At 37.5% G+C, this 11,004-nt stretch carries 11 protein-coding genes; 2 read left to right on the top strand and 9 right to left on the bottom strand.

Annotated features, from left to right (window positions below; all coding sequences use genetic code 11):
- Positions 1 to 11: 11 nt before the first annotated feature.
- The 5 genes from QNJ52_RS08780 to QNJ52_RS08760 all read right to left on the bottom strand — a co-directional run bounded on the left by QNJ52_RS08780 (position 12) and on the right by QNJ52_RS08760 (position 5,184).
- A complete protein-coding gene (locus QNJ52_RS08780) occupies positions 12 to 1,481 on the bottom strand; it encodes a coproporphyrinogen III oxidase (RefSeq protein ID WP_219492930.1) in 1,470 nt (489 codons plus the stop codon).
- A 90-nt stretch (positions 1,482 to 1,571) separates the two neighbouring features.
- Positions 1,572 to 1,928 carry a YlbF/YmcA family competence regulator gene (locus QNJ52_RS08775; protein WP_099482157.1) on the bottom strand — a complete coding sequence of 119 codons (357 nt, stop codon included), beginning with the start codon at positions 1,926 to 1,928 and terminating at the stop codon, positions 1,572 to 1,574.
- 54 nt (positions 1,929 to 1,982) lie between these two features.
- On the bottom strand, positions 1,983 to 3,113 hold the full coding sequence (locus QNJ52_RS08770) for a DUF445 family protein (protein ID WP_283722336.1): 1,131 nt from the start codon (positions 3,111 to 3,113) through the stop codon (positions 1,983 to 1,985).
- Between the two features lie 134 nt (positions 3,114 to 3,247).
- Complete coding sequence (gene xdrA, locus QNJ52_RS08765; RefSeq protein WP_101040077.1) at positions 3,248 to 3,712, bottom strand: XRE family transcriptional regulator XdrA; 465 nt, start codon at positions 3,710 to 3,712, stop codon at positions 3,248 to 3,250.
- A 176-nt stretch (positions 3,713 to 3,888) separates the two neighbouring features.
- On the bottom strand, positions 3,889 to 5,184 hold the full coding sequence (locus QNJ52_RS08760) for a dicarboxylate/amino acid:cation symporter (protein ID WP_219492934.1): 1,296 nt from the start codon (positions 5,182 to 5,184) through the stop codon (positions 3,889 to 3,891).
- Positions 5,185 to 5,361: 177 nt separating this feature from the next.
- On the opposite strand from QNJ52_RS08760, the gene QNJ52_RS08755 reads away from it, so the two are divergent.
- Complete coding sequence (locus QNJ52_RS08755; protein ID WP_419956620.1) at positions 5,362 to 6,234, top strand: cation diffusion facilitator family transporter; 873 nt, start codon at positions 5,362 to 5,364, stop codon at positions 6,232 to 6,234.
- 40 nt (positions 6,235 to 6,274) lie between these two features.
- Here QNJ52_RS08755 and QNJ52_RS08750 read toward each other — a convergent pair whose 3' ends face one another.
- From QNJ52_RS08750 to QNJ52_RS08735, 4 genes are read right to left on the bottom strand one after another with little or no spacing between them, the layout of a single operon-like run.
- Positions 6,275 to 6,703, bottom strand: coding sequence for a hypothetical protein (locus QNJ52_RS08750; protein ID WP_283722335.1), 429 nt, complete (start codon positions 6,701 to 6,703; stop codon positions 6,275 to 6,277).
- Between the two features lie 51 nt (positions 6,704 to 6,754).
- Positions 6,755 to 7,384, bottom strand: a complete 630-nt coding sequence (locus QNJ52_RS08745) for a response regulator transcription factor (protein ID WP_099482152.1) — start codon at positions 7,382 to 7,384, stop codon at positions 6,755 to 6,757.
- A complete protein-coding gene (locus QNJ52_RS08740; protein ID WP_419956621.1) occupies positions 7,381 to 8,490 on the bottom strand; it encodes a GAF domain-containing sensor histidine kinase in 1,110 nt (369 codons plus the stop codon). The genes QNJ52_RS08745 and QNJ52_RS08740 overlap by 4 nt, the downstream gene beginning before the upstream one ends.
- Positions 8,491 to 8,495: 5 nt before the next feature.
- Positions 8,496 to 10,034, bottom strand: a complete 1,539-nt coding sequence (locus QNJ52_RS08735; RefSeq protein ID WP_283722334.1) for a bifunctional GNAT family N-acetyltransferase/carbon-nitrogen hydrolase family protein — start codon at positions 10,032 to 10,034, stop codon at positions 8,496 to 8,498.
- 108 nt (positions 10,035 to 10,142) lie between these two features.
- Between QNJ52_RS08735 and QNJ52_RS08730 the strand changes: the two genes are divergently transcribed.
- Positions 10,143 to 10,964, top strand: coding sequence for an RluA family pseudouridine synthase (locus QNJ52_RS08730; RefSeq protein WP_283722333.1), 822 nt, complete (start codon positions 10,143 to 10,145; stop codon positions 10,962 to 10,964).
- Positions 10,965 to 11,004: the final 40 nt, after the last annotated feature.

Here is an 11,004-nt window from a genome sequence, read left to right as displayed (position 1 = left end):
TCAAATATTGTTTATTTGTCTTTTTGATCATAAAGAAGGTTCAGTTTATCAATTTTCTGATGTGTATAATCTTTATATGTCTTATTATAGCTCTTTGGATCTTTAGGGTTTAAATAGTTTTCAATCTTACCAGTCTCAGGATGAATCAGCTTGCTAGATGCCCCGCACCCTAATCCTATGATCGTCTGTACTTCTTCCATAATCAAGATGTTATACAGTGACGCTTCTCCCGCTTTAGAATAACCGATGTTCTCAAGATTACCGAGAATATTCTTCTGACGGTATAAATAATAAGGAATATAGTCATGCTGTTCGGCGAAAGTTTTTGTCAAGTTCATCATATAGATAATTTCATCTCGTGCTGCAACCGGATACTTTGATTTATTACGTGTCATCTCGCTCGCTGTCTTAAAACTTAACGTATGCACTGTAAGCGATTCAGGGTTCAGCTTCTTCGTTTCATTCAGCGAATGGATTACTTCTTCACGCGTTTCATTCGGTAAGCCGATAATCAGATCCATATTGATGTTATTCATATGGTATTCGCGAGATAACTTGAATTTATCGATTGTTTCCTGCACGCTATGATGGCGGCCGATTGCCTTTAAAGTTTCGTCGGTAAAGCTTTGTGGATTTATACTGATGCGATCGATACCGAATGTATTAAGTACTTCTAATGTCGCTGCATCAATTGTATCCGGACGCCCTGCTTCAACAGTAAGCTCACGCACATGTGTCATGTCAAAGTTTATATACACTGCTTCAAGCAACAACTTTAAATCCTGTGCACTGATAGAAGTGGGGGTACCTCCACCGAAATAGATAGACGTCACTTTAATATTACGTGCTTTAAGCCACTCGCCGATATGTTCAATTTCATATAATAATCCAACGAGGAACTCTGGCACGTCATTTTTATGGACTTGAATTGCATACGCCGGAAACGTACAATATGCACACTTCGTCGGACAGAATGGAATGCCGATATAGATGCTGACTTCCTGCTCTAGCTGATGTAAGTCTGGAATCGCATTGAGCTGCGTCTTCGTAATACGTTCCATCAGTTCAAGCTTATCATCTGCAATCAAATAGTCACGCTTTAATCTTTGTTTAATAGCATTGTCTGAGTGCCCTTGTTTTAAATATTTATGATATAGCTTAAGTGGTCTGATTCCTGTCAATGTACCCCAGCTCTGTGTTATACCGGTATGTGCCGTTAATATCTCAATCAACGTCTCACCGAGTGCCTGCTTCATTGCACGTTTGTCTGTCTGTTTGCGTTCGGCACGCTGTGTATAAGTATTGCCATCTATCGTCAACGTTGTTGTCACGATGGTGCAGCGCTCCTGATTGATATTTATCGTAATGCAGTTATCCCCTTGACCTTCGAATAAATACGCATCCTCGAAATAGAGATTTAGTATATTGCGAATATAGAGCTGCAGCTGTTCAAACTGATCGTGTTCTAAATAAAATTTCATAATCTACCTCTCTTACATTATGCAAAAACCGAACAGTGCGAAATATCTGCACTGTTCGGATATATTAAATATTGTTATCCCTATAAAGAATTAATCTTCAGCTTTAACACCATATAATTCTTCTAAAGGTTTCATGATGATACGGTTTAATTCTTGAATAATAAAGCTCATACGTTGTTCAGCTTCCATTAATTTTGAGATATTTTCATCTTTTTCGATTAATTCAGCTGAAGCTTGTGCTTTATTTAAATCTTCTTCAGTAATTTCTTGACCTGACATTTGTTTTTCTTGAAGTGTTAATTGAATTTCTCTGAATTCATCGAAGATTTTCTTTGATTCAGGGTTATTGTTAACTGCTTCATAATGATTCTTAATCGCATTATATTCATCACTCTGACGTAATGAACTTTCTAATTTATTCGCTTCATCATAAATATTAACAGACATATTCATTCTCCTTTATGTTTAATGTTCCTAATCAATATACCACGAATACAGGCATTATACAAAAATCGCGATTATCCCTTGCAAGATACCGATGATACCGCCTAAGATAAAGCCAAGTATTGTGATTAACTTCAATTCTTTATTCGAGATTTCAATAACGAGCTGTTCAAGGAATGAAAGTTCAAAATTATCAATCTGGTCCTTAATAATTTCAGCAATACGAATCTTCTCTAAGATGACTGCAACATTGTCAGCTGTCTTCGTCATTATATAATGGATTAAACGATCTCCACCTTCAGTTTCAATGTAATGAAACAACTTCGGTACAAGCGTATAAAGTGGTGTCTTCATATAATAATCTATATGCATTGCACGCACAATATTTGTATTTAACTCCCCTTTGAAATGAGCGATATCATGTGCAGCAACTAAAGTTTCTGGTGTCATCGCCATTATACGTGCGTACTCTTTTTTAAGCTCAGTTTCAATGATTGATTTGATTTTAGGCTCTTCACTTAAAGCATTCGCTTCTTTTATAACACGGTCTGCAATCATCTCCTGCGTCATAAACATTTGAATCATGCTGACAAATCTTCCTTTCTCCATAAAAAAGCGGTCGATCATCTGCATAATATCGTTGTAACCTGATTCGCTATTAACGTAAGCTCTAAGCTTTTCAATGATCATTGTAGGTGCTGCTTCAACCTTACTGTCTATCTTATCCTTTAAATCTTGTGGCAGTAATGCATCGATTGATTGGGACTGATATGTCTGAATCTTCTCTTCAAGCAGTTCATTCACCTTATCGTGAACTTTTTTCTCAGCAACATTTGTAATATCAATATTAAAGCGCTGCGCAAAGTCATCGATGCTGTACTGTCCTTCTTTTAAAGCCTGAACTTGTTTATTCAGCATACTTTTTAACAGCGCTTCAGTCTGCCTTGTCATTAATTTCTCTTTAAACACTTCAGGTGTGAGTAGATGATGTGTGACCATCTCTCCAATCTTCAGCGAGAGTTCATTACGTCGTTTCGGTATCAATCCTGGTGTAAACGGGAGCTGTTTCCCAAACAGAAATTTCGGTTCAAACGGTCTGAACAACATCTTAATCGCAATAAAATTCGTAAATCCACCAATCAACGAGCCAATAAAGCCCATAAATAATATTATTCCTAATGCGTACAATTCATCACCTTTTTCTATAATGTTTCATTACAATAGTTTATACCACTCTGTTCCAAAAACAAACCGAGAGACATCGTTCTAATAAAATAGCGAGACAAGGGTCATTAAGCCACCTTGTCTCGCCTATAAATTAATTATACAGTGATCAGCTGTTCATTTCTCTTCTTATTATAGAACATCTCTGCTTCACGCGCTTTATTAGAACCATATAACGGTTGCATAGAACCATCTAATACACGATAAAGGTTCGAAATTTTATTCTGCTGAAGAATGATATCACGATCTGCTTCAATCGTTGACCACCATAATTCATTTTTATTATCTTGGTCAGGGTATGCACACGCACCTCTTGAGATTACTTGAATGACTTCTAAAGGATCTCCACCTAAAGTATTCTGCAGCACTTCAGAATCTCTGAATAATGCACATAGTGACACGCAAGTTGTCCAGTTTGGAAGTACACGCTCTTTTTCAATCTGAACTAATGTTTTCTTAGATAGTCCGATAGTTTGTGCCATTGTATCTTGAGTATATCCTGCTTCTATACGAACCATTTTAAACTTTGTTTGTAATAAATCTGTGAATTGTTGCTTATCCATGCTTCTACGACCTTTCTTGTATATATTATTATTTTTAGATTGTTCATTTAATAAAATAGAAATAATACACTATTCATTTAAGGGACTTTACCATCTTAATATAATTTACAAAAAATTAAAAGAGGAAAACCTCATGATTTTCCTCTTTTCTTATAAATTTTATTTCTTAGACAAATTTATGCAACATTTTTAGCAAGTTTTTGCTTTTCTCTCTCATTAATCACGACCGCACAAGCAGCATCTCCAGAGATATTTATAGCGGTACGTGTCATATCAAGTAATCGGTCGATACCTAGAATAATACCGATTGCTGCTGGATTAAGCCCGACTGAAGTCAGGACCATCGCAAGCATTACAAGTCCCACACCCGGTACACCGGCTGTACCGATAGAGGCAATTACAGCGATTGCGACAACCATGACCATCTGCATAATAGTTAAATCTACACCAGATATTTGAGCGATAAAGATGGTTGCAACCCCTTGCATAATGGCTGTACCGTCCATATTAATCGTGGCGCCAAGTGGTTGAACGAAAGATGAGATTTCTTTACGTACACCTAAATTATCTTGAGCGCATTCTAACGAGATTGGCAATGTTGCATTGGAACTCGAAGAGCTAAATCCTACAGTCATTGCAGGTGCGAAACCTTTAAAGAACCATATCGGACTACGTTTCGCTAAAAACTTAATAGCCCCACCATATACTAAAATCATATGTAGGAAAAGCGCTAGTAATACGACAAAGAAATACATTCCAAGCTGTTTAATCGCACCAAACCCGGCATTAGTAAATGCTGTTGCAACTAAACCAAATGTACCAATTGGCGCAAAGTATTGCATGATTGCTGTAACGATAAACATCAATATATCGTTCGTCTGTTCAAAGAGCAGCTTTACTCCGCTTACTTTCTCCCTCAGTGCAATCATGCCGATACCGATAAAAATGGCGAAAGTAATTACTTGCAGCATGTTTGTTTCACTCATCGCAAGTACTGGATTTTTTGGAATCAAGTTAATCAAAGTCTGATCGAAAGTCTGATTCACAGAGGTTCCTTCCGCTTTTGCTGCTTCTTCTTTTTGTTTTTGTTCTAAAGCGTATTTCTTCACGTCGTCACTATTCATTAAATCTGCCTTGCCTGCACCAGGTTTAAACACAAGAGCTAAACACATCGCAAGTGTAATTGCGAGCGCCGTCGTTACTATAAAGAATCCAAGTGTCTTTAGACCAATCGACCCAAGATGCTTCGGGTCCCCCACGCCTACGACACCGAGTACAATTGATACAAATACAACTGGTACTACAAGCATAAAGATTAGATTCAGGAAGATTTGTCCGATAACATTAAATACGTATTGATTAAACCATTTCACCCATGATGCATCCTGATATAAATTAAAGATAGAACCTACAATAATACCGACCACCAATGCAATGATGATTTTAAGCGTCATATTTCCTTTAATTTTCATAACCCACCTCTTTAACTGAATTTTCTAACAAATATATCTATAATTATAAATAAAGATTCACTATAAGTAAATAAGGTTCCCCTAATTTTCTAAAAAGTAGAAATACGTTTCTACTGCTATACATTCACCGACATTTGATTAATAATAGAGAAAATAATTATTTAAAGGATGAACAAGATGCAGGTTAAAGACCAGTTACAGCAAGCTCAAAAAGGAGCTAAGGTGAGTATCATCATGTATGTACTGCTCACAACTTTCAAATTATTATTCGGTTACATTCACGGATCTCAGGCGCTTGTCGCAGACGGTCTTAATAACGCCACCGATATTGTAAGCTCAGTAGCACTGCTTATTGGGCTTGCGATCAGCATGAAACCTGCCGATAAAAACCACAACTACGGGCATTACCGTTCAGAATATATCGGTTCATTGATTGCATCATTTATTATGTTTGCTGTGAGTGTTCAAGTTATATTGCAAGGAATTAAAAATTATATCCGTCAGGAATATTCAAGTCCTTCTATTGAGACTGCAGTTGTAGCAATACTATCAGCATTTGCGATGCTCGCCGTATACATTTATAATCGCAATCTTGCGAAGAAACTGGATTCCAGTGCACTCAAAGCAGCAGCAGCAGATAATTTATCAGATGCGCTCGTATCTCTTGGCGCATTTATAGGGATCATCGGTGTATTCTTCGGATTGACATTTCTAGATACCGTTGCTGCGATTGTCGTCGGCTTACTCATAATGAAGACCGCTATTGAGATATTCTTTGAAACAGCAATTACATTAACGGATGGATTCGATGCAGATACACTGGATCATATGAAACGTATCGTGTCGTCGGTAGAAAATGTAGAAAGCTGTGTTGATATCAAAGGAAGAAATCACGGAGTTATGACATTTGTAGATGTGACCGTTACTGTGAACCCTAGTTTCACTGTTGCTGAGAGCCACGATATAACAGAACACATTGAATATGCGATTAAAGAAGAATATGGCGCTGTTGAAACAATCGTTCACCTTGAACCCGGAATAGTTAAATAAAAAGTGGCACACCCTCATGTTAGGGTGTGCCACTTTCTCTTCATTCTTCATCTTTTACAATCATTTTATCGATATCGGATTGTTCATTAAATCGATTATCAAATTTAATCAGGATCCAGACAATCAGCACTGTTACCCCAATTCCTATAAATTTATACGGAAAACTTACATACATCAGACAATAATAAAATAATAAAAATATAAGCAGCATAAAAAAAGGTCTGGAGACTACGTAATATTTATCAAAATAATAGCCACGATAAAATTGACTCTGCCTTAAATCCATTCTTTCAATATCGTGCTTAAGATTGTACATCGATATACATACTCTAATAACTGTAAATACAATCAGGAGTGTCATAAAATAAACGATACCTTTATGCTCTCCAAAAATATATTTAAACAGTTCAGTAATCGCAATTGTCGCAAATGCGATTATCCAACTATTACTCCACCATTTTTCAATCATCGTCTCACCTCATTTACCATATTATAACAAAAACATGAGGTGTATGCTGCATTAAATCAGCTTATATTTCACGCCGTACATCGATGCTTGTGTACGGTCCCCGACTTCTAGCTTCGCAAATATATGGCTGACATGAGTTTTCACCGTTTTTTCTGAGACAAAGAGTTGTTCAGCGATTTCTTTGTTGGTTAAGCCTTCGCTCATCGCCTTTAACACTTCAAGTTCTCTCTTTGATAATGGGTTTCTTAAATGTGCGAGATTCATGCCACTTTTTCTGACTTCCATAACATCCGGATGAAATATCTGCTCACCTGCTGCTATCTGTTTTATCGTATTGATCAGCGCTTTCGGTTCACTATCTTTCATTTCATAACCGTCTGCACCTGCATCCATCACGCCAAGGACATGTTCTTCATCGATAAAGCTGGATAGTACGAGCACCTTCACATCAGGGAATTTCGCTTTCACTTGGCGCGTCGCTTCAATGCCGTTAAGCTCAGGCATCACAAGGTCCATAATAATGAGATTGGGTAATTGCATTTCATCTAGATGTTCAAGCAGCTCTCTGCCGTTATTGAAATCAGCAATTACATTAAAGCTTTCTTCAGTTGATAGTAGAAATTTCATCCCTTGTCTTACGATATGGTGGTCATCCACGAGTATAATATCCATGACTTTCATCCTTTCGGGTAGGTGAATTGTACCGTCGTTCCATGCATTAATGTACTGTTTATTTCAAGTATACCACCAATCTCCTGTGCACGTTGCTGCATATTCCTCACCCCATGTGTCGGAAGCGTTGTCGTCAGTGCATTGTTATAACCTTTACCGTTATCTTTAATCCTCAGAACAAAATGCTTATCATCCTGCTTCATTGATATCATTACTTCTTCTGTTTCTGCGTGCTTCTTCACGTTATTCAGCGCTTCTTGAACGATTCGAAATGCACTGTTTTCAATTTTATTCTCTAAATTGATGAACCCTTCCACTTCAATCGTTACATCGAGGCCGAGTATGTTGCCATAGTTCTGCACTGCTTCAACAAATCCATGCTCAAGCCCTAAAGGTTTCAACTGCCAGATTAATGCGCGCATCTCACTTACTGCATCCTGGCTTGTCTTCTCGATAATCTGAAATGCTGTCTTTGCACGTTCATCATCAGTCATACTTTCAGCTGCATGTGCTGTAAGTTTCAGTGAAAAGAGCATTTGATTCACTGAGTCATGCAAGTCTCGTGCAAGTCGAGTTCTTTCTTCCTGTAGTGCATTCTCTCGTTCTCTTGCTGTAAGATAGATACGCTTAATCGCGCTACCGATTTGAAAAGCCACGGATTCAAGCAATGCTAAGTCTTCATCTGAATATACTTTTGTAAAAGGCGTGGCAACGTTAAGCAATCCGAAACGTTCTTCTCCAGATTGTAAAGGAACGGTCGCGTGGTGTGTAATATCATCTGTCATATCACTATATTTTTTATTTGCTTTTACAATTCGAGAACAAGTGATGATGTTCGAAGCTTTCGTTAATTTCTTCTGATGATAACGTGATACGCACCAGCATGGGCCTTCTGTCATATAGCGACATGACTCCATCTTCAGTGCTTGTGGGAGCTTATAATCAGATACGAGTGTATGTTTGCCATCATCATCGATGAAAAATATCCATCCAGTAGAAAAATTGGTCCCTTGAACAAGTCTGTTCAAGGCACCATTCATCATTGAATATATATCTGTCTCTTCATTTAAAAATTCCGCGATTTCTTTCAGTAAAGCTGTACTGTTCTGCATCATATCACCTATTTTTTATATTCAACGTTGTATAAATCATGTCGTCTATCGCGTAATTGTCTTACTGTTCCATTCTCTCGTCCACGGCGTAATACTTCAAGGTCAATATCACCAATAACAACCATTTCTACGTTCTCACCTGTTTCACCTACAATACCATCTCTTGCAAAGCCAAAGTCACTTGGTGAATAAATACCCGAACCTGAATACTGGATATCCATGTTTTCAGTTTGTGGTAAATTCCCGCACGTTCCACTTGTTACTGTGTAGATCTGATTTTCAATCGCGCGTGCCATCGAACAATACTTCACGCGTAAATAACTTTGTCTGTCTTCAGTTGAGAATGGAGTGAAGATAATCTTAGCACCTTTCTCTGTAGCAATACGCGCCATCTCAGGAAACTCAGAATCATAACAAATCTGAATCGCAATCTTACCACAATCTGTATCAAATACTTCTACGTCATTGCCTGGAGAAATCCCCCACCATCTACGTTCATTTGGTGTAACGTGAATCTTGTACTGTTTCTCAATTGAACCGTCACGACGGAATAAGTATGAAATGTTGTAGATTTCATCCTCTTCTTCAACGAAGTGACTACCACCAATAATATTAATATTGTAACGTACGGCAAATTCATTAAACATCTCAATATACTGTTCAGTATATTTCGTAAGTTGACGAATGGATTCTGCTGGATTACGTTTCTCATCAAAACTCATCAGTTGTGTCGTAAGTAATTCAGGGAATACAACGAAGTCACTTTCAGCATCATATGCCACATCAACAAAGTATTCAATCTGGTTTGCAAACTCTTCAAACGAATCAATTTTACGCATCATATAGTTAACCGTACAAATACGGACAGGGTCACTTGTCTTAAAGTGAATGTTTGATTTAGCAACGTAATCCGGGTTGTTCCATTCCATTAATGTTGCATACTTACTTGAATTCACATCATCCTTTAGATAATTTGGGTTGATACGCATTAAAGTAAATCCATTCATATACTGGAATGTCAATACTGGGTCTTTAATCTTATGCTTCATCACATCGTTAACATATTCTCTTGGTGTGAGTTCATCCTGATATTTGTGATAATTTGGAATGCGTCCACCAATAATGATTGATTTTAAATTCAATTCATAAGCGATTTCTCGACGTGCCTCATAAAGACGTTGACCCACTCTCATCCCACGATAATCAGGATGAACCATCACTTCTATACCATATAAGTTATGCCCGTGGTCATTGTGGTTCGTAATATAACCATTATCTGTAATACTATCCCACGTATGACGATCATCATACTCATCGAAATTAATGATTAAACTTGAACAACTTCCGATAATTTTACCATCATACTCAATAACCATCTGTCCGCGTGGAAATAAATTAATATGGGACTCAAGATGCTCTTTCTTCCACGGTTCCATCCCCGGGAAGCATATGTTTTGTAAGGAGATAATTTCGTCGATATCATCTCTGGTCATCTGTCGCGCCTCGATTGATTTATTAAACTTATCTAAGTTTATTTCTTCTGTCATGTATATTCTCCTCTATTTGCTCTATAATAATAAATAGACAAATCATTTTATTAGTCTATAATTTATACCCTATTATTATAAACGATAAAAGTGAATAGGAGAAAATATATGAAATTACGTGTAATAGAAGAATGGAATAATATGACGATAGAGGCATTGCTTAAACATTTACAAATACCAAAGAAGCCGACACATGAGCTACGTATGTCTAAAGCAATTACGATAAATGGTGCAGCTGCTACATTTCGCGATACGTTAAGTACTGGAGATGAACTTTACTTACCTGTTGCAGAAGAAAAGAGCAATTATAAATCAAGCTATCGCATGTGCGAAGTGAAATATGAAGATGATTATTTAGCGATACTCGTTAAACCAAAGGGTGTTAAGACACATCCAAATGATATGAGTGAGTCAAATACGTTGTTAAACCACGCAATTTATACACTCGATTCAGAATATGTGGAACCGATACATCGTCTCGACCAGGAAACTGTCGGCTTATTACTTGTCGCTAAAAATCCATTTATCAAAAAGATACTAGACCGTATGCTAGAAGAACGATTAATCAAGCGTACATATCGTGCGAAAGTTAAGAGTCACCTACCATTGAAGAATCAGACAATCGATATGCCAATCGGTAAAGACAAGTTCCATCCAAATAAACGCCGTGTTTCGCAAACAGGCGACCGAGCAGTTACACATATCGTAAGCTCTAAAGCGAATGGCGACGGTACTGCAGATGTCGAACTGCAGCTTGAAACAGGACGTACACACCAGATTAGAGTACATCTTGCTGAAATCGGACATCCCGTTATCGGAGACCCACTATACAGTGATTCACACCTACGTCAACTCGCGCTAGAAAGCTATAAACTGGAGTTTGTACATCCATTTACCAGTGAGACTGTTGCAGCAACATTAGAGCAATAGTTTTGCATAACGTATAGTGATTCACTATGATATAGATATC

It is taken from the genome of Macrococcus sp. S115 (assembly GCF_030067655.1).
GTDB lineage: Bacteria > Bacillota > Bacilli > Staphylococcales > Staphylococcaceae > Macrococcoides > Macrococcoides psychrotolerans.
This window is presented reverse-complemented; position numbering and strand designations above follow the sequence as displayed.

What these genes read in the sequence shown, in the direction of transcription:
- QNJ52_RS08775 (WP_099482157.1), bottom strand. Translation starts at nt 1,928, where the DNA reads ATGTCTGTTAATATTTATGATGAAGCGAATAAATTAGAAAGTTCATTA.
- QNJ52_RS08730 (WP_283722333.1), top strand. Translation starts at nt 10,143, where the DNA reads ATGAAATTACGTGTAATAGAAGAATGGAATAATATGACGATAGAGGCA.
- QNJ52_RS08750 (WP_283722335.1), bottom strand. Translation starts at nt 6,703, where the DNA reads ATGATTGAAAAATGGTGGAGTAATAGTTGGATAATCGCATTTGCGACA.
- xdrA (WP_101040077.1), bottom strand. Translation starts at nt 3,712, where the DNA reads ATGGATAAGCAACAATTCACAGATTTATTACAAACAAAGTTTAAAATG.
- QNJ52_RS08755 (WP_419956620.1), top strand. Translation starts at nt 5,362, where the DNA reads ATGCAGGTTAAAGACCAGTTACAGCAAGCTCAAAAAGGAGCTAAGGTG.
- QNJ52_RS08780 (WP_219492930.1), bottom strand. Translation starts at nt 1,481, where the DNA reads ATGAAATTTTATTTAGAACACGATCAGTTTGAACAGCTGCAGCTCTAT.
- QNJ52_RS08745 (WP_099482152.1), bottom strand. Translation starts at nt 7,384, where the DNA reads ATGAAAGTCATGGATATTATACTCGTGGATGACCACCATATCGTAAGA.
- QNJ52_RS08740 (WP_419956621.1), bottom strand. Translation starts at nt 8,490, where the DNA reads ATGATGCAGAACAGTACAGCTTTACTGAAAGAAATCGCGGAATTTTTA.
- QNJ52_RS08760 (WP_219492934.1), bottom strand. Translation starts at nt 5,184, where the DNA reads ATGAAAATTAAAGGAAATATGACGCTTAAAATCATCATTGCATTGGTG.
- QNJ52_RS08735 (WP_283722334.1), bottom strand. Translation starts at nt 10,034, where the DNA reads ATGACAGAAGAAATAAACTTAGATAAGTTTAATAAATCAATCGAGGCG.